Source organism: Rugosimonospora acidiphila, assembly GCF_039543385.1.
Classification (GTDB): domain Bacteria; phylum Actinomycetota; class Actinomycetes; order Mycobacteriales; family Micromonosporaceae; genus Rugosimonospora; species Rugosimonospora acidiphila.
Genome location: NZ_BAABJQ010000007.1, coordinates 235,002 through 252,488 on the forward strand (window position 1 = coordinate 235,002; position 17,487 = coordinate 252,488).

At 71.8% G+C, this 17,487-nt stretch carries 18 protein-coding genes; 12 read left to right on the forward strand and 6 right to left on the reverse strand.

Annotated elements, in window-relative coordinates; all coding sequences use genetic code 11:
* The first annotated feature begins 20 nt into the window (after nt 1-20).
* From ABEA87_RS15025 to ABEA87_RS15040, 4 genes are all read left to right on the forward strand, one after another.
* Nucleotides 21-959, forward strand: coding sequence for an NADP-dependent oxidoreductase (locus ABEA87_RS15025; protein ID WP_345629965.1), 939 nt, complete (start codon nt 21-23; stop codon nt 957-959).
* Between the two features lie 209 nt (nt 960-1,168).
* Nucleotides 1,169-2,359 (forward strand): cysteine desulfurase family protein, encoded by a 1,191-nt coding sequence (locus ABEA87_RS15030; RefSeq protein WP_345629967.1) that lies wholly within the window; start codon nt 1,169-1,171, stop codon nt 2,357-2,359.
* 102 nt (nt 2,360-2,461) lie between these two features.
* Nucleotides 2,462-3,205: an AIM24 family protein gene (locus ABEA87_RS15035; RefSeq protein WP_345629968.1), complete on the forward strand. Its 744-nt coding sequence runs from the start codon at nt 2,462-2,464 to the stop codon at nt 3,203-3,205.
* Nucleotides 3,206-3,402: 197 nt separating this feature from the next.
* Nucleotides 3,403-4,248, forward strand: coding sequence for an HAD family acid phosphatase (locus tag ABEA87_RS15040; protein WP_345629969.1), 846 nt, complete (start codon nt 3,403-3,405; stop codon nt 4,246-4,248).
* A gap of 143 nt (nt 4,249-4,391) precedes the next feature.
* On the opposite strand, the gene ABEA87_RS15045 is transcribed toward ABEA87_RS15040, so the two are convergent.
* Entirely contained in the window at nt 4,392-4,652 is a 261-nt protein-coding gene (locus ABEA87_RS15045) for a hypothetical protein (RefSeq protein WP_345629971.1), read from the reverse strand.
* A 57-nt stretch (nt 4,653-4,709) separates the two neighbouring features.
* Between ABEA87_RS15045 and ABEA87_RS15050 the strand changes: the two genes are divergently transcribed.
* The 5 genes from ABEA87_RS15050 (at nt 4,710) to ABEA87_RS15070 (ending at nt 9,642) form a co-directional block, all read left to right on the forward strand.
* Nucleotides 4,710-5,348, forward strand: coding sequence for a TetR/AcrR family transcriptional regulator (locus ABEA87_RS15050; protein WP_345629973.1), 639 nt, complete (start codon nt 4,710-4,712; stop codon nt 5,346-5,348).
* 11 nt (nt 5,349-5,359) lie between these two features.
* Nucleotides 5,360-5,671: a DUF6204 family protein gene (locus ABEA87_RS15055; RefSeq protein WP_345629975.1), complete on the forward strand. Its 312-nt coding sequence runs from the start codon at nt 5,360-5,362 to the stop codon at nt 5,669-5,671.
* 603 nt (nt 5,672-6,274) lie between these two features.
* On the forward strand, nt 6,275-7,576 hold the full coding sequence (locus ABEA87_RS15060) for a sensor histidine kinase (protein ID WP_345629978.1): 1,302 nt from the start codon (nt 6,275-6,277) through the stop codon (nt 7,574-7,576).
* A gap of 54 nt (nt 7,577-7,630) precedes the next feature.
* Nucleotides 7,631-8,353, forward strand: a complete 723-nt coding sequence (locus tag ABEA87_RS15065; protein WP_345629980.1) for a response regulator transcription factor — start codon at nt 7,631-7,633, stop codon at nt 8,351-8,353.
* A gap of 251 nt (nt 8,354-8,604) precedes the next feature.
* Nucleotides 8,605-9,642 (forward strand): fatty acid desaturase family protein, encoded by a 1,038-nt coding sequence (locus ABEA87_RS15070; RefSeq protein ID WP_345629982.1) that lies wholly within the window; start codon nt 8,605-8,607, stop codon nt 9,640-9,642.
* Between the two features lie 109 nt (nt 9,643-9,751).
* Here the strand turns inward: ABEA87_RS15070 and galE are convergent, their stop codons facing one another.
* Genes galE through ABEA87_RS15085 form a run of 3 tightly spaced genes read right to left on the reverse strand, consistent with a single transcriptional unit; the run spans nt 9,752 to nt 12,698 of the window.
* The gene (gene galE, locus ABEA87_RS15075) at nt 9,752-10,768 is read right to left on the reverse strand and encodes a UDP-glucose 4-epimerase GalE (RefSeq protein ID WP_345629984.1); all 1,017 of its coding nucleotides are present in this window, start codon (nt 10,766-10,768) and stop codon (nt 9,752-9,754) included.
* Complete coding sequence (locus ABEA87_RS15080; protein WP_345629986.1) at nt 10,765-11,514, reverse strand: polysaccharide deacetylase family protein; 750 nt, start codon at nt 11,512-11,514, stop codon at nt 10,765-10,767. The genes galE and ABEA87_RS15080 overlap by 4 nt, the downstream gene beginning before the upstream one ends.
* Nucleotides 11,511-12,698 carry a glycosyltransferase gene (locus tag ABEA87_RS15085; protein ID WP_345629988.1) on the reverse strand — a complete coding sequence of 396 codons (1,188 nt, stop codon included), beginning with the start codon at nt 12,696-12,698 and terminating at the stop codon, nt 11,511-11,513. The genes ABEA87_RS15080 and ABEA87_RS15085 overlap by 4 nt, the downstream gene beginning before the upstream one ends.
* Nucleotides 12,699-12,974: 276 nt before the next feature.
* Here ABEA87_RS15085 and ABEA87_RS15090 point away from each other — a divergent pair, with 276 nt between their 5' ends.
* Both ABEA87_RS15090 and ABEA87_RS15095 read left to right on the forward strand, forming a co-directional pair.
* A complete protein-coding gene (locus tag ABEA87_RS15090; protein WP_345629989.1) occupies nt 12,975-13,349 on the forward strand; it encodes a BlaI/MecI/CopY family transcriptional regulator in 375 nt (124 codons plus the stop codon).
* Nucleotides 13,346-14,401, forward strand: a complete 1,056-nt coding sequence (locus ABEA87_RS15095; protein ID WP_345629991.1) for a M56 family metallopeptidase — start codon at nt 13,346-13,348, stop codon at nt 14,399-14,401. Before ABEA87_RS15090 ends, ABEA87_RS15095 begins: the two co-directional genes overlap by 4 nt.
* A gap of 27 nt (nt 14,402-14,428) precedes the next feature.
* On the opposite strand, the gene ABEA87_RS15100 is transcribed toward ABEA87_RS15095, so the two are convergent.
* Nucleotides 14,429-15,154, reverse strand: coding sequence for an SDR family oxidoreductase (locus ABEA87_RS15100; RefSeq protein ID WP_345629993.1), 726 nt, complete (start codon nt 15,152-15,154; stop codon nt 14,429-14,431).
* Nucleotides 15,155-15,542: 388 nt separating this feature from the next.
* Here ABEA87_RS15100 and ABEA87_RS15105 point away from each other — a divergent pair, with 388 nt between their 5' ends.
* Complete coding sequence (locus tag ABEA87_RS15105) at nt 15,543-16,379, forward strand: helix-turn-helix transcriptional regulator (RefSeq protein ID WP_345629994.1); 837 nt, start codon at nt 15,543-15,545, stop codon at nt 16,377-16,379.
* A 161-nt stretch (nt 16,380-16,540) separates the two neighbouring features.
* On the opposite strand, the gene ABEA87_RS15110 is transcribed toward ABEA87_RS15105, so the two are convergent.
* Nucleotides 16,541-17,464, reverse strand: coding sequence for an amidohydrolase family protein (locus ABEA87_RS15110; protein ID WP_345629996.1), 924 nt, complete (start codon nt 17,462-17,464; stop codon nt 16,541-16,543).
* Nucleotides 17,465-17,487 lie beyond the last annotated feature (23 nt).

Sequence of the window (17,487 nt, forward strand, 5' to 3'; positions counted from 1 at the left end):
ATTCTTGAGAGGACTCGAATATGCGAGCGATCACCGCGCGGGACCGTGACGCCGGCGTCGGCGGCCTCACCCTGGCCGACATGCCTTACCCGCACGCCGCGGAGAACGACGTCATCGTGCGCGTGCACGCCGCGGGCTTCACCCCCGGAGAACTCGAATGGCCGGCGACGTGGTCGGATCGTGCCGGCCGCGACCGGACACCCAGCATTCCCGGGCACGAGTTGTCCGGGGTCGTGGTCGAACTCGGCTACGGAACCACGGGCCTGTCCGTAGGCCAGCGGGTGTTCGGCCTGGCCGACTGGGCCCGCGACGGGTCGCTGGCCGAATTCACCGCGGTGGAGGCGCGCAACCTCGCCCCCCTCCCGGCCGACATCGACCACACCGTGGCCGCCGCGTTGCCCATCTCCGGACTGACCGCCTGGCAGGCACTGTTCGACCACGCCCACCTCACGACCGGCCAGACCGTCCTCATTCACGGCGCCGCGGGCGGCGTGGGCTCGATCGCCGTCCAACTCGCCCGGGAGGTGGGCGCCCGCGTGATCGGCACCGGCCGGGCCCACGACCGTGATGTCGCCCTCGGCCTCGGCGCGCAGACCTTCCTCGACCTGGACACCGAGGATCTGCGGGAGGTCGGGGAGGTGGACGTGGTGTTCGACGTCATCGGCGGCGACATCCTCGAGCGATCGACCGAACTGGTACGCCCGGGCGGCACGCTCGTCACCATCGCCATGCCACCTACCGTGCGGCCCAAGGACGGGCGAGCCATCTTCTTCGTCGTCGAACCCGACCGCGCCCGGCTGACCGATCTCGCCCAGCGCCTCCGGGACGGACGGCTCAACCCCATCGTCGGCGCCGTGCGACCGCTCGCCGAAACGGCCGCCGCGTTCGCCCGGCACGGCCGCCCGCCCGGCAAGACGATCATTCAGGTCGCGGACGAACCAGAGGCGCGGCACTCGTGATCGGTGCGCGAATCACGGCGCCCCGCTGATCGCCGGTACGGCGGACGGCACGCGGGAGGTCACCCGGAAGGAATTGCGCAACCGCCTCCGGGCGGGCGATGTGATAGTGCTGAACGGGTGGCCGGTGAGATCGAGGTTGTCGGGTGCTGCCGTGCCGGGTACGTCCATCGGGGTCCGGTCGGCGTTCCCGTTGACGCGGGGCGGCCGGCGTGACCCACCCTCCGCTTGCCGCGCACCCCGGACTGATCGGCGGGCGAGTCTATCTGGACTACAACGCCACCACTCCCGTCGACCCGCGCGTGGTCGAGGCGATGCTGCCGTACCTGACCGACCTGTTCGGCAATCCGTCCTCCGATCACTCGTACGCCGAGGGGCCGTGCAAGGCCCTCGCCGCCTCCCGTGATCAGGTCGCCGCCCTGATCGGCGCCCGAGCGAACGAGGTCGTGTTCACCGGCTCGGGATCGGAGTCCAACCTGCTCGCGCTGCGCGGCGCGGCACTGGCCGCCGGTCGTTCGCATCCGCACGTGATCACCCAGGCCACCGAGCATCCGGCCGTGCTGGCGACCTGCCGTGCCCTGGAGCGTCTGCACGGGGTCCGGGTGACGGTGCTGCCCGTTGACGACGACGGTCGGGTCGACCCCGCGGCGCTGGCCGCCGCCCTCACCGAGCAGACCGTGCTGGTGTCGGTGATGGCCGCGAACAACGAGACGGGTGCGCTGCAGCCGATAGCCGAACTGGCCGCGCTCGCCCACCAGCGCGGGGCGTTGATGCACTGCGACGCGGCACAGGCCGCCGGCAAGGTACCCCTCGATGTTCGGGCACTGGGCGTGGATCTGCTCACGGTCGTCGGGCACAAGATGTACGCGCCGAAGGGCACCGCCGCCCTGTACGTGCGCGAGGGGGTGCGGCTGGAGCCGGTCGTCTACGGCGGCGGCCAGGAACATGGTCTGCGTGCCGGCACCGAGAACGTCGCCCTGGCCGTCGCCCTGGGTGCCGCCGCCGAACTGGCCGCCGCCGAACTGGCCGACGGTGCGCCCGCCCGGATCGCGGCGCTGCGCGACGGCCTGCACCGGCGCCTCGGCGACGCGCTGCCCGGCCGGGTCCACCTCAACGGCCCCGCCACGCAGCGGTTACCGAACACGCTGAACGTCAGCATCGATGGCGTACGCGGGCACGAACTGCTCGCCGCCACGCCGCGGATCGCCGCCTCCGTCGGCTCGGCCTGCCACAGCGGCACCCACACCCCGTCGCCCGTCCTGACCGCCCTGGGCCTGCCCATCGAGCGCGCGCTCGGGGCGGTACGGCTGTCGTTGGGGCGCTGGAGCACAGCCGCCGACATCGACACCGCGGTAGCCGCCCTGACCAGCGCGACCGCCGCCGTCGAACGCCAACTGACCTGACGGCGGCGGGTACTGGAACGGACGACCAGCGGGCACCGATATCCGGGTTCGCTCCGGGACATCCCGGAAGCGTGGGTTGCGCAGGACTGGCACAGTCGTCATATGCGCAGCGATCTCTTCGCCTCTGACAAGCAGGAGCACGAGTCTCCGCGGGCCGGTCTCGCCCTGCAGAACAGCAAGATGCTGAAGGTCGAACTCGAGGGCGAGTGCCTGGCCCGGACCGGTTCGATGGTGGCCTACCAGGGGGACGTGCGGTTCCAGGCGCTCGGCTCCGGCGGGGTCGGCCGGTGGATTAAGCAGAAGGTCACCGGCGAGGGGGTACCGCTGATGCGGATCTCCGGCCGGGGTGACGTGTTCCTGGCCGACCGGGCGGCCGACATCCACCTCATCGACCTGGACCCGGGCGACTCGCTGACCATCAATGGCCGCAATGTGCTGGCCTTCGACGCGACACTCGACTACGACGTGCACATGGTCCAGGGCGTGGGCATGATGTCCTCGTCCGGCATGTTCAACTGCGTGTTCAGCGGCCAGGGCCGGATCGCCATCACCACCCGGGGCACGCCGGTGGTGCTGAGGGTGGACCAGCCGACCTACGCCGACCCGCAGGCGGCGATCTGCTGGTCGGCGAGTCTGCGGACCGGGTACCACCGGGCCGAGCAGCTCGGTCTCGGCACGCTGCTCGGCCGGCGTACCGGCGAGGCGTTCACGATGAGCTTCGCCGGCCAGGGATTCGTGGTGGTGCAGCCGTCCGAGGAGGACCACGGCCCGGGTTCCGGCGGTTCCGGCGAGGGCCAGCGCGGTTCGGGCAACCAGGGGCTGCTCGGGGGTTTGCTGGGCGGGTAGGCGGAGGGCTGCTGGGCGGGCGGGCCGCCGGGCGGAGCTCCCATGCGCACGGCCCTTCGGGCGCCGCCTGGCCGCGCTTCGCCGGCGGCAACCTGGACGCCGTGGTGTGGCGGCAATCCCAACTTGAGGTTAAGTTCCGGTGAACGGATCTCAAACGAGGGCTGCCGTGAGAGGCGTCCATGAAAGGAAGTCCAATCGTGCCCGTGCAGTTCTGGCGCAAACCCTCACGTCGAATGCTGGCGATCGGGGCCGCGGTCACCGCGGTCGCCGCGCTGGCCGGCGGCGGAGTCGCGTACGCCGCCACCCAGCAACCGGCTATCAAGACGAGCACACCGCGTTCGGCGAACCAGGTAACGAATCTGGATGTGCTGCGTCAGCAGATTCGCAACTACTATGGCGACCCGCTCGGCACCGGCATGGCGTCAGGGGACAGCAACTACGCGAAGGAGGTGCGGTCGGTCGAGGCCTCCGGCCAGCGGTGGCTCGCATCGGCGCATCACTCGAGGGGCACCAAGGCGATCGTCCTCGACGTCGACGACACCGCGCTGCTGAACTGGAACTACGAGGTCTTCAGCAACTGGGCGTACAACCCGACGACGAACGCCACGTTCGTGAACAACCAGCAGTTCCCCGCCGTGTTCGGGATGGTCGATCTGGTCCGGGCCGCCCAACGCGAGGGATACGCGATCTTCTACCTGACCGGCCGACCGGCCGACCAGGAGGCGGCCACCCTCGGCAATCTCACCTCCGACGGGATCGGGGTCGACGCCGGGTACCCGGGGCCCACCGTGCTTCGGGACGGCGAGGACGGGCTGTTCACCAAGCCGGCCGCGGCCAACTACCCGGGCTACCTGAAGGCCGCCTGTACCGACGATCCGAACGGGGCGTGCACGACCGTCCACTACAAGTCGGCGACCCGTGCGCACCTCGAGTCGCTCGGGTACGACCTCGTGGCCAACTTCGGCGATCAGGACAGCGACCTGGCGGGCGGGCACGCCGACCGCACCTTCAAGCTGCCCAACCCCAACTACTACCTGCCCTGATCCCGTCCGGGCTCCGGGCGGTGCCGGGCGCGCCGTCGCGAGAGTCGCCGTCGCTCGCCCGCGGGCCCCGTACCGCGAGCGGCGCCACCCTTCCTGGGGTTGGCGCCGCTCGCGCCGGTTCGGCCGCCTTCGGCCCTGGCGGGTCAGATCAGGTCGATGCGTTCCTGGGCGATGGGATAGCCGGCCTTCGCGAACGCGACGGACATGCGCGTGCAGCGGTGACCTGCGCAGCAGTTGCACCGCCGCATCCGGGTCGGTGAAGTCGAACCAGTCCAGCGCGAGCGGCCTGTCGTCCGTTCGGCCTGCCACCAGGCGGCTCGCGCCACGACGGTGCCGTCACGCAGGGCGATCCAGGTCCACTCCGGACGGTATTCGCCGACGCCGCTCACCAGCAAGGTAGCCACAGTCCATCCCATAATTGCAGTGGACTTCAGATTTGGTGTCCAGTTAAGATTCCGCCCATGGTCGAAGGGCTCCGGGAGCGCAAGAAGCGGCAGACGCAGCAGCGCATCTCCGAGGTGGCCACCAGCCTGTTCGTGGAGCGTGGTTTCGAGCACGTCACGATTGCCGAGGTGGCCGCGGCGGCGGAGGTCTCCGTGAACACCGTCTACAACTACTTCCAGGCCAAGGAGGACCTTGTCCTGGCGCCCGATCAGGCATCCGCGCAGCGGCTCGCCGACATCGTGCGGCACCGCCGCCCCGGTGAGTCCGCCACCCGCGCCGTGCTGGCCCACCTGCGCGATGAGGTGCATCGCCGCGACCGGAGACTGGGTCTGACCGAGGGGTTCGGCCGGGTCTACGAGATGATGCGGGCCGCACCCACGTTGACCGCCCGGCTGGAGGAACTCGGCCGTCAGATGACCGACGCGCTCGCGGTCGTGCTGGCCGAGGAGACCGGCGCCGAGCCGGACGACCCGATGCCCCGCGTGGTCGCCGCCCAACTCGGCTCACTCCACTCGCTGGTCTTCGCCGACATCGGCAATCTCACCACCGCGGGCGCGGGCCCAGACGAGATCGCCAAGGCTCTGCTGAAGCTTCTCGACGTCACAGAGGACCTGCTCAGCGAGCGCCTGCTGAGCTATGCCGTACGGAGGGACTGATCGTGTTCAGGGTGACGATCCAGGGAACGTTCGGCGACCTGAGCGCCGCCGGTCGCGCCAGCCTCCTCGCCGGGGTCGATGTCCTCCAGGCCGCCTACACCCCGGCGGGCACGTTCACCTGCGACCGGAGCATCTCGGCATTCACCTTCCGGTGCCAGGTGCCCGCAGACCCGACCGACGGTGAGCACGAGGCCGTCCAGCGGGCCGTCGCTGTGCTGGAAGCGCACGGGCACCCGTACCGGATTCTGCGCGTCGCGGCGACGGACCTGCGCGAGGTGAAAATCCGCCGAAAGGGCGGCAGCGGTGGCCCGGCCAACCATTAGGCCCAGCGACCGGCTCCGCTACAGGCCGGTCACGTCGTGCGTGATCCTGGCCAGTCGTTCCGCCAGCCGGGCCCGGCACGCCGGCCATTCCGACGCGAGGATCGAATACATCGCCGAGTCGCCGACGCGGCCAGCCACGTGAACCCCACCTCGATCGCGCACAGCCCGCCGCCGTCCGGCCACGGCCGGGGATCCCAGTAGGCCGTGGCGCCGCGAGCCGGGGCTCCGCGCTGGCACTCGTGACCTCGCGCGACCGTAGCACCACGGATTCACCGGCGCGGTCCCATAAGTACGCCGTGCCATGCCTGCCATGCCACCACAACGGCAGCTCCCGGAGCCGTAGCGGCGGATTCCCGATCGCGGCGCTAGGATTACGCTCGCATCACGGAAGCATGAACGGCTGTAGCCGTACAGGTTGCGAGAAGGGGAGGGGTGGCGCGCCATGGCGAAGAAGTCGAAGAAGGACAAGAAGAAGGACAAGAAGAGCAAGAAGAAGTAACGACCGGGTCCTTCCCTGCCGGGGCATTGGGTGGGGAAGGACCGGAGTGCGCGATGCTGGGCGGGGCGCCCGGGACGCGCACCGCGACCGGGTACGGTCGTGCGATGAGCAGCGTCGAGATTCCCGGCGTGCGACTGGCTGTCCAGGCGTTCGACGCGGTACTCGACGCCGCCGCGCGCACACCGGTCACCCAGGTGCCCGGATGGCCCTGGCCGGCGCGCCCGACCCGGGCCCGTCTGGTCGTCAGCATCATCTGGGCCGTGCTGGCCTCGGGTCTGACGGCAAGCGCGGTCGCCGAGCTCATCGCGGGCAGGATGCTGTCGTCCATCCTGGGCACCGTGATCGGGGTCGCGCAGTCCCTCCCGCTGCTGCTCGCCGTGCGCCGTCCCCTGGTCGCCTGGCGGATCATGGTGCTCGGCCAGTTCGCCGGGGTGCTCGCCTCCTACCCGCACGATCCGATCTGGCCCTGGCCCGTGGGCGGGTGCCTGGCGATGATCGTGGTGCTGTTCCAGGTCGCGGCGTCCTACCCGCGCCGCGCCGTGGTCGGCGTGGGCCTGCTGACGGCGGTGTTCATGCTGCTGCCCGCGGTACCGCTGGGGGACACCCCGCCGTGGCTGGTGTTGATCCTGTGCGGCGCGGAGGCTCTCGTACTGGTGCTCGGCGACGCCATCCTCGGCCGCCGTACCGCCGAGGCGCGCCTCGCCGAGCAGGCCGAGCTGCGCCGCCAGGACCTCGCCCGGCAGGCCGTGCTGGAGGAGCGCAGCCGGATCGCCCGGGAACTGCACGACGTGGTGGCGCACCACATGTCGATGATCGCCATTCAGGCGGAGGCGGCGCCACTGAAGATCCAGGACCTGCCGCCGGCGGCGCAGGCCACCCTCGCCGCCATTCGCGGCGCGGCGCGGGAGGCGCTCGCGGAGACCCGGCGGGTGGTCGGCCTGCTGCGCAACGGCGACGAGCTTCCCGAGCGGGTACCGCAGCCCGGACTGGCCCGGCTCGACGAACTGGTCGAGGCCGGCCGGGTGTCCGGGCTGGCCGTCGAATCGGCCGTGGTCGGGATGCCCCGCCCGCTCGAGGTCGGCGTCGACCTGTCCGCGTTCCGCATCGTCCAGGAGGCGCTGAGCAACGCGGCGCGGTACGCGCCCGGAGCACGGGTGAGCGTGCTGGTGCGCTACGGCCGGGACAGCCTGCGGGTGTCCGTGACCGACAACGGTTGCGAGGTGCCGCTGGTGGCCCAGGCGGGCGGGGGGCACGGGCTGGTGGGCATGCGGGAGCGGGTGGCCATGCTCGGCGGTACGCTGTCGGCCGGTCCGAGCGAGGACGGCGGCTTCGCGGTCATCGCGGACCTGCCATGCGGCGGGTCCGCGGCGGTGGGATGGCCCGGTCCGGGCGTGCCGGGGCGATAGCGGTGGCACGCTCCGGTGGCCGGGGTGGCCCGATTGGCCGCGTAGGGTAGCGGTGTGACCATTCGGGTCCTGGTCGTCGACGACCAGGAGATGATTCGTGACGGCCTGGCTACCGTGCTTTCCGCCGCGCCGGACATCGAGGTGGTCGGCCTGGCCGGCGACGGGCGCGTCGCGGTCGACCTGTGCCGGGAACTGTCTCCCGAGGTGGTCGTGATGGACGTGCGCATGCCGGTACTGGATGGGCTCGCGGCCACCGCGGAGATCCTTGGCGAGCGTGGTCGAATCGGCCCCTGCCGCGGTGACGCGGCCGCGCGGGCCCGACCCACGCCGCCGGAGGGGGACGCCTCCGCCTTGCCGAAGGTGCTGATACTCACCACGTTCGATCTGGACGAGTACGTCTACGAGGCGCTCGGTGCCGGCGCCAGCGGATTCCTACTGAAGGACGCCTCCGGTGCCGATCTGATCGCGGCGGTACGCGTGGTGGCGGGCGGAGACGCGCTGCTGGCACCGTCGGTGACCCGCCGGCTGATCGGCGACTTCGCCCGGCGGCGGCGCCACGAGCGGCCGAGCCCGCAGGCGGTCGCGACGCTCACCCCACGGGAGCGGGATGTGCTGCGCCTGGTCGCCCGCGGGCTGTCCAACGCGGAGATCGCCGCCGAGCTGACGCTGGCCGAGCAGACCGTCAAGACGCACGTCGGCAACATGCTGACCAAGCTGGGGCTGCGGGACCGCACCCAGGCCGTGGTCTACGCCTACGAGAACGGCCTGGCGGGCTGAACCGAGGCGCGGGTAGCGGTTGCCGGATTCAGGCGATACCTAAGTACTAGGTGCGAATCGCGCCTCAAGCGGGACGCGGTCAGGCCGCCGCTCTCGTAACGTGCGAGTTAATCCGTTCCACCCGGTTCGCGCGGCCGAACCATCAGGCTCGACGGCCACGCGTCCGGCGAATACTCCTGCCCCCCGCCGGGCCCGCCTTGCCGATTGCCCGGTCCCCGATGCCCACGCCAGAAGCCGAGGATCCGACCAGCATGTCGATCGCTACCATCGCGCCGCCGGCCACTCGCCGCAGCGACTTCGCGACCTTGTCCGACCGCATAGCCGCCGCCGGCCTGACCACCCGCCGCCCCGGCTACTATGTCGCCCGGATCGGCCTGGTCGCCGGGATCTACATCGCCCTGTGGGCGGTGTTCGTCGCGGTCGGCGACTCGTGGTACCAGCTCATCGTCGCGGCGGTGCTCGCGGTGGCCTTCGCGCAGCTCGCGTTCGTCTCACACGACATCGCGCACCGGCAGGTCTTCCGCACCCGGCGACCCAGCGAGATCGCCGGTCTGCTCGCCGGCAACCTCGGCATCGGCATGAGCTACGGCTGGTGGATGGACAAGCACACCCGCCACCACGCGAACCCCAACCACGAGGAGCGGGACCCGGACGTGGTGCCGGACGTCCTGGTCTGGTCCACCCGGCAGGCGAAGGCCAGCCGGGGCATACCCCGGTTTCTGGGGGGCGCGCAGGCGTACCTGTTCTTCCCGCTCCTCACCCTTGAGGGGCTCAGCCTGCACGTGAACAGCCTCAGGGCGCTGGCCAGGCCCTCGCTGCGACACCGGTGGGCGGAGTCCGGCCTGCTGATCCTGCACTTCGTGGCCTACCTCGCCGTGCTGCTGCTGGTGCTCTCCCCGGGCAAGGCTCTGGCCTTCTTCGCCATCCACCAGGCGCTGTTCGGGGTGTACCTCGGCGCGACGTTCGCGCCGAACCACAAGGGCATGGAGATGCCGTCCGACGACCGGCAGCAGCCCGATTATCTGCGCCGGCAGGTGCTCACGTCACGTAACGTGCGGGGCGGCCACCTGATCAACACGCTGCTCGGCGGGCTGAACTACCAGATCGAGCACCACCTGTTCCCGAGCATGCCGTCGGTGAACCTGCGCCGCGCCCAGCCGATCGTCCGGGACTACTGCGCGGAGATCGGCGTGCCGTACACCGAGGCCGGGCTGATCGGCTCGTACCGGCAGGCGCTGCGGTACCTGCACGAGGTCGGCGCGCCGCTGCGGCGCCGTCGCGACGCCTGAGCCCTGCCGCTGCGCCCTGTCGCTCTGCCGCCCTGCCCGCCGGACCTGTCCCTTGGGACGGGCCCGGCGGGCAGGGCTGCGTCGGCCTGCGGGCCGGTCGTGCCGTGGATCAGCGAACGGGGACGGTGCCGGACAGCTCCGACCACGCCAACCAGCTCGACGCGATCATCTCCGTCAACCCGTACCGGGACCGCCACCCCAACTCGTGCCGGATCCGGGACACGTCGGCCACCACCTCCGGTGGGTCGCCGGCCCGGCGGGGACCGATCTCATGCGCGACCGGCTGACCGGTCACCACTCCGATGCGGTGGAGCACCTCCAGTACCGAGTGCCCCTGCCCCGTCCCCACGTTGTACACGCCGTCCGCCGCCGGGCCGGCCATCAGTCGATCGGCCGCGGCCAGGTGCGCGGAGGCCAGATCCAGCACGTGCACGTAGTCCCGTACCCCGGTGCCGTCCCGGGTCGGGTAGTCCGCCCCGGTGACGGTGATCGGGGTGTCGGCGCTCATCGCCGCGAGCGCGATCGGTACCAGGTTGGTCGGCACCCGGTCGGCGAGCACCGGCAGGGCCGCGCCGACCACGTTGAAGTAGCGCAGAGCCAGCCAGGACAACCCGTACCCGCGACCGGCCGCCGCGATCAGCTGCTCGCCGAGGAGCTTGGTGAGCCCGTACGGGTTGATCGGCGCGGTGGGCGTGACCTCGCTGACCGTCGGTCCGGGCGGGATGCCGTACACCGCCGCCGATGAGGAGAACAGCAGCCGGTGCACGCCGGCACCGGCCATCGCGTCGAGCAGGGCGGCCAGGCCGCCCACGTTCTCCCGGTGGTACCAGGCCGGCCGGGCGATCGACTCGGTCGGTGATTTGCGGGCGGCCAGGTGGATCACGCCGTCGATCCGGTACCGGTTGAGCACCTCGGTGACCAACGGTCGGTCGGCGACGGCGCCGACCACCAGCGGTACCTCGCAGGGCAGTCGTTCGGCCCGACCGGTGGACAGGTCGTCGAGGACCACCACGCCATGGCCGGCCTCGACCAGGCCACGGACCACGTGCGCGCCGATGTACCCGGCCCCGCCGGTGACCAGCCACGTCACCCGGCCGAGGTCGACCGGTCGTCGCCCGGCGCTCACGGCCATACCGCCGATCCGGCGGGAACGCCGCCCACTCCGTGCTCGGCGAGCGGCCCGACCCGCAGCCCGCGCTCGTGACAGGTGGCTGCCAGCCGGGGCATCGCGGCGAGGGTGGCCTCCCAGGAGCCGGGGCTGGCGGTGACGTCGGAGTCGTGCAGCAGGATCGTGCCGCCGCCGTGGAGGTCGGCGAGCACGGTGCGGTACACCGACTCCGGGGTGGCCCGGGCGGTCCAGTCCTCGCCCCAGGCGGTCCACAGCACCGGCGTCAGGCCGAGCCGGGCCGCGCCGGCCAGGGCGGCCGGGGTGAGCACCCCGTACGGTGGCCGGAACCAGCGGGGCGGCTGGCCGGTCGCGTCGGCGATCACGTCGCGGGCCCGGGTCAGGTCGTCGCGGGTGGCCCGCACGCCCCGGGCCAGCAGGCACCGGTGGTCGTACCCGTGCACCCCGACCTCGTGCCCGGCCGCGACGATCTCCTTGGCCAGGCCGGGCGCGCGGTCCGCCCAGCGGCCGAGCAGGAAGAAGGTCGCGCGCAGGTCCAGCCGCTCCAGCAGGGCGAGGAACCTCGGCGTGGACAGCGGATGCGGGCCGTCGTCGAAGGTCAGCGCCACGTGGTCCGGGCGGCCCACGCCGGCCAGCCGGGGAGCGAACCGGTTGCGTAGCGGGCCGATCGACGCCAGGGTGGGCAGCGCGTGCAGCGCGGCGAGCGCGCCGCCCGCCATCGCCGCCGAGCGCAGCAGCCGGCTCACCGCAGCGCCCCGACGCGCGTGCGGTCGGTGCGGGTTCGCGGGATCACGGCGGGTGCGACGCGGTCGGCCAGTGCGACGATCGAGTCGATCGGCGACGGTGCCGCGAACAGTTCGACGCCCGCCGCCCGCTGGCGCCGCCCGGGCTCCCCGTCCAGGACGCCGGCCAGCGCCTCGGCGAGTCGCGCGGGTCCGTGCACCCACCGGGCCAGCCCGGCCTCGTCCAGTGCCCGCGCGTTCGTCGTGCCGTGTCCGGGCAGGCACCGGTACGTGATCACCGGTACGTCGGCCGCCATCGCCTCCAGCGAGGTGAGCCCGCCGGCGTTCTGCACCACGACGTCGCTGGCCCGGATCAGTGCCGGCATCTCGTCGACCCAGCCCAGGGGCACCCCGATGCCGGCCCGGCTCAGCCGCGCGCGCAAGGCACGGTTGTGCCCGCAGACGGTGACCGGGGTGGCCAGGCCGGTCGAGGCGACGTCGGCGGCGGCTTCGGCCAACTCACCCACCCCCCAGGAGCCGCCCACCAGCAGCGCCAGCCGTCCGGTCGGTGGCAGCCCGTACCGGGCCCGGGTCCGCGCCACCTCGGTGCCACCGTCGACGGCGGGGCGGAACGCGCCCCGTACCGCGGGGGCGCACACCTGGATGCGGCCATCGCAGCGGTGCCGGACCTGCGCCGCGGCCACCTCGTGCAACGCCAGGTGCAGGTCGACGCCGTCGGCGATCCAGAGCGCGGGTACGGACAGGTCGGTCAGGAAGGTCACCACCGGCGCGGCCAGGGCGCCGGTCCGGCGCAGCCGTCCCAGCACCTGGCTGGCCAGCGGGTAGGTGGACACCACCACCCGTGGCGGCACGGGTCCATCGAGCGCCTGGATCGCCCGCGCACTGGCCACCCGGGCGGCCGACCGGCCGACCGCCGCGGCCATCCGGTCGCGCTTCTCCAGGTTGGTCAGCAGCCAACCCCAGGTGCGCGGCGCCACGCTCAGCTCCATCGCGTACGCCCGGCGCAGGGCGCGCCCCGTCCGGCGACCGACGAGGTCGAGGAAGTCGTGACAATCCACCGCATAGCCGAGCTCGCGCAGGCGGCGGCTCAACTCCGCGCTCGCGCCGTCGTGCCCGGCCCCGACGCTGCCCGAGATGACGGTGATCCGCCCCGCGGGTGCCGCCGAAGGCTCCGCCCATCCGCCCACCGCGCCTCGTCCCTTCGTGCCGGGGCGTGGGCCGGCCGGCCGCTCCACGCCGCTTCTTTCGCACCTGCCGGCAGGCCGGGGCGCGCCCCTTGCCGCACTGGTCGGCAGGTACTACTACTGAACACGTAGTAGGCCGAGATACTACTCAGTTGGTAGTACTCAGGCCAAGGGGAGTGAGATGAACTTCAGGCCGAAGCCCCGGTGGAGGTACTACGCTGCGGGTAGTAGCGTCGAGGGACGCTGAGTAGTCCCACCGAGAGCCGATCGGGGTGCCGCGTGGATATCGGGCGGCGGGCCCGCGGAACGCTGGAGCAGGAGGTCGTGGCCGCGCTCGCCGCGGCGGCGGAGCCGATGACTCCGGGGCAGGTACGCGACCAGCTCGGCGGTGACCTGGCCTACACGACGGTGATGACCGTGCTCACCCGGTTGGCCGAGAAGGGCGTGGTGACCAGGCAGCGGATCGGCCGCGCCTACGCCTACTGCGCGGTGAGCGACGAAGCCGAGGTCACCGCGCGGCAGATGCACCGGCTGCTGGACGCGGGGGACGACAAGGCTGCGGTACTGTCCCGCTTCGTGGGTGTGCTCTCCGACGAAGACGAACGGCTGCTCATCGACCTGCTTCGCCGCGTCGAGGAGACCGGCGACCAATGACCGTCCCGGTCGTGGTGGCTCTGGCCGCCACGCTGGCCTTCGCGTTGGTCGGCCCGCGCCTGGCCAGGCTGCTCCCGCCGGCGGTGGCCACCCGACTGCTGGTACCGGCGTGCCTGATGATGGCCGCCTCGGGCGTGTGGGTACTCGTGACCATCAACTTCACCTGGGTCGCCCAGCTCGGCCCAGTCAGCCGGTACGCGGACTGGTCGGCCCCGGCGATCCGGGAGGACACTCCGTTCCCGGGGATCGTCACGATCGGGTGCGGTCTGCTCGCGATCGGCTCGATGGCCCGAGCGGCGCGACTGCTCACCCGCCGGCTGCGGCACGCCCGTGCGATCGAGCGCACCTGCGCCCAGCACGGCGCGGCCGGCTCGCTGGTCGTGCTGGACACCGACCGCCCGGACGCGTTCGCCACGCCCGGCGCCACCGGCCGGATCGTCGTCACCACCGGTCTGCTGAGGGCGCTGAGCCCGGCCGAGCGGCGGGCTTTGATCGCACACGAAGCCTCGCACCTTGCGCACCGGCATGCCTGGTGGCTGCTGGCCGCCGACGTGGCAGCGGCGGCCAACCCGTTGCTGCTGCCTACCGCCTCGGCCATCGAACACGCCGCGGAGCGGTGGGCAGACGAGGACGCCGCCCACGAGGTGACCGACCGCCGCCTGGTCGCCCGGACCCTCGCCCGCACCGCGCTGCTCATCCGCGGCGCCGCCGCGACCGGACTGACGCCCGCCGCCGGCGGGAACGTGCCGTGCCGGGTACGCGCCCTGCTGGAGCCCCCGCCCCGACCCCGGGTGCTGCCGTTGACCCTGGTCCTGGCGCTGGTGCTGGCCGGTACGGTCGCCGACGCCACGGCGGAGCGCCGGGACGATCAGCTACTGGACCGGGCCGGCAGCGTGGCCGCCGCACACCGGGGACCCGCACCGCACGGGGACCAGCCCCGCCGGCACTGGGCCGCGCCCCGTGTCCCGCACCTCCGGTCCGGGCCGCCCCGCCCCGGCGACCCGGCCGGTGTACCCGGCTGGCTGGGGGCGGTCCTCACCCGGGTCACCTGACCGCCGCGCGGGCGGGCGCACGGGGACTCAGCCGAGCGAGATGAGACGCATGCCGCCATCGGCCTCGATGACGGTACCGGTGAGGTTGGGGTTCGTCGCCACCAGAACCAGCGCCTCGGCCACGTCCTCCACGCTCGCCACCCGCCGGGCCGGCAGCACGCGGCTGACCTGAGCGAAGTAGTCACGACGCGCCTCGTCCGTCATGCCGGCCCCGGTCCACCAGGACGAGTCGACCACGCCGGGGGCCACCGCGTTGACCCGGATCGGGCCGAGCTCGACCGCGAGAGGCTTCACCATGGCCTCGATCGCGCCGTTGATGGCGGCGACACCCGCGCTGCCGGGAATGCTGCTCCGGGCCGTGATCGCGCTCAGCAGGGTGATCGAGCCCTCGGGCGCGAGCCGGGGCAGCACGGACTGGATCGTCACGAGGTGGGCCCAGAACTTGGCGTCGAACTCCCGGCGCAGCATGTTCAGGTCCAGGTCGGCGATCGGCCCCGGGCCGCCGAAGCCGCCGAGGGTCACCAGCAACCAGTCGACGGTACCGATCTCGGCGGCCAGCGCGCCGACCGCGTTCGGATCGCTCGCGTCAACCTGGTGGCCGATCAGTTCGGGATCGGTGCCGGCGACGGTGGCCAGGCGTTCGCCGCTGCGGCCGGCTACGTGCACGGTGGCGCCCCGTTGGCGCAGCATCCGGGCGGTGGCCAGGCCGATTCCCGACGTTCCTCCGACGACGAGAGCGGTGCGTTCAGACATGACGGATCTCCTCAATGTGGATCAGTTACCGGTTTCTTTCAATGTGTCCGCGGGGCGCGGACGCCGAGCGGGGGTCGCTGGGAACTCTGGGTGCCTTCGACCCGTTTGGGTCACTTCGAGGCTCCTTCCGGATGGCCGCCGCTCGGCAGCCGCGCAACCAGCGGCGGCCCGACGATCGGCCGTGGTGCGGTGAGGCGTGCTATCCGAGCGGGTGGGCATCACGAACTACCCAGTTCGCCACGGGATCAGTCGGTGATCTTGGTGGCTGTGACGGGACACTGAGGTCATGACACCAGCCTGAGATTCCCGGGCCGGGCGTGCCAGGCCCGGGTTTGCGTAGGTCTGTCAGGGCCAGGCTGGCGGGCTCCAGGCGAGACATACTTGGCGTATGCAGCAGCGCGAGGTGGGTGCCTTCCTCCGGGCCCGGCGGGCGCGGATCCAGCCGGCGCAGGTGGGCCTGGCGACGTACGGGCGTCGCCGGGTCCCGGGGCTGCGCCGCGAGGAACTCGCCCGGCTCGCCGGGGTCAGCACCGACTACTACGTGCGCCTGGAGCAGGGGCGCAGCCCGCACGCCTCGGACGCGGTCCTGGACTCGATCGCCCGTGTCCTGCGGCTCGACGACACCGAGCGGGCGCACCTGCGCAACCTCATCACCTCCGCAGAGGCCCGGCGGGGCGGACCGTCGCCCCAGGCGAGCGTCCGTCCGGGACTGCGCCGGATGCTGGAGTTGATGCCGGATGTTCCCGCGTTCGTCTCCGGGCGCTATACCGACTACCTGGCCTGGACCGCGCTCGGTGACGCCGTACTCGGCATCACCGACCGGGCACCACGCGAGCGCAATGGCGCCCGGCAGGTCTTCCTCGACCCGTCCTCCCGTGAGCTGTTTCCCGACTGGGCGGACGTCGCCGAGGAGACCGTCGGCTACCTGCGGCTCGCGGCCGGACGCAACCCCGACGACCCCCGGCTGAGCAGCCTCGTCGGCGAACTGTCGGTCAAGAGCGCCGACTTCCGCCGGGTCTGGGCCAGGCAGACCGTCCGCGACAAGACAACCGGAAAGAAGCGCGTCCGGCACCCGGTCGTCGGCGAGTTGGAGTTCGACTACGAGGCACTCGCCACGCCCGGCGACGGCGGACAGCTCCTGGTCGCCTACACGTTCGCGCCGGATTCGCCCACGGACGAGCGGCTGCGGCTGCTGTCCAGCTGGTCGGCGACGACCGCGCCGTAGGCCGGGACCTGAGCCTTCCGCGACCGGAATCCAAGAGCGGGTACTTCAGTCGACGGGATGCGGGTGGGAGCCCGCGGGCCGAACGGGGTGAGGGCTCCGACGCTCGTGCGCCGGAGCCCTCGTTGCCGTGCAGGTGTTGCGCCGTGGCTGTGGACCGATGCTCAGCGAGCGTGCTTGGCCACGTCGAGCTTGAGCAGGCGGGCCACCCGCGCGCCCTTGATCTCACGCAATTCGTCCTCGGACAGCCCCAGCCCGTCGAGATAGGTAAGGCGCTCGACGAACTCGTCGTTGTTCGGGGAGTACGGGTAGTCCGTGCCGTAGAGCAGCCGGTCGGCACCGAGCGTGGCGGCGGCGCAGGCAAAGCTTTCCGCGCCGGCGCCGGCGACCGTGTCGAACCACATGCTGCGCAGCGCGGAAAGCTTGTTTCCGGTCTGCCGCCGGATCCGCTCGTGCAACAGCGGGATGATGCCACCGAAGTGCGGCACAATCCACTGGATGTTGCTGTACTTCTCGGCGACCCCGGAAAAGATCAGCCGCAAGGCCGTGGCGGAGTCTTCGATAGGTGCGCCGATGAGCCAGTTAAGGCGGAAGTCCTCGAATCCGGGCGGGACTGACTCGCCCTGGGGGTGCAGGAACACCACCGCCTCGCGCCGGTGCAACTCGGCCAGGATCGGGTCGAATGACGGGTCGTCCAATTGCTTGCCGGCGACGGTACAGCCGAGAGTGACGCCCACGAAGTTGAGGTCGTCGAAGACCCGGCGGACTTCCGCGATGGCTGCGTCGGTCGAGGTCATCGGCAGCGTGCCAAACGCGTAGAACCGGCCTTGGTACTTTTCCACTACCGCGGCGTATTCGTCATTCCCGATCGTTGCGGCTGCCGCGGAATCCTCCGCCGTGGCCAGGTACGGCTGAGCCTGCGACACAGACAGTACCTGCGCCGTCACTCCAGCGCGGTCCATGAGTTCCAGCCGCTCCTCCAGCGACTGATTGGCGAGACCCGCGGCCGGACGCGGGGGGAGGTCGGGGCGGCCGATGCTTTCGAGGTAGTTCTGGGGGTAATAGTGAGCGTGCACGTCGACGATCACGGGGACTGTCCTTTCCCGGAGGG

Bases quoted from the DNA above. Each gene is read 5' to 3' on its own strand.
- ABEA87_RS15070 (WP_345629982.1), top strand. From the start codon at position 8,605: ATGTCGATCGCTACCATCGCGCCGCCGGCCACTCGCCGCAGCGACTTC.
- ABEA87_RS15035 (WP_345629968.1), top strand. From the start codon at position 2,462: ATGCGCAGCGATCTCTTCGCCTCTGACAAGCAGGAGCACGAGTCTCCG.
- ABEA87_RS15100 (WP_345629993.1), bottom strand. From the start codon at position 15,154: ATGTCTGAACGCACCGCTCTCGTCGTCGGAGGAACGTCGGGAATCGGC.
- ABEA87_RS15105 (WP_345629994.1), top strand. From the start codon at position 15,543: ATGCAGCAGCGCGAGGTGGGTGCCTTCCTCCGGGCCCGGCGGGCGCGG.
- ABEA87_RS15095 (WP_345629991.1), top strand. From the start codon at position 13,346: ATGACCGTCCCGGTCGTGGTGGCTCTGGCCGCCACGCTGGCCTTCGCG.
- ABEA87_RS15050 (WP_345629973.1), top strand. From the start codon at position 4,710: ATGGTCGAAGGGCTCCGGGAGCGCAAGAAGCGGCAGACGCAGCAGCGC.
- ABEA87_RS15025 (WP_345629965.1), top strand. From the start codon at position 21: ATGCGAGCGATCACCGCGCGGGACCGTGACGCCGGCGTCGGCGGCCTC.
- ABEA87_RS15060 (WP_345629978.1), top strand. From the start codon at position 6,275: ATGAGCAGCGTCGAGATTCCCGGCGTGCGACTGGCTGTCCAGGCGTTC.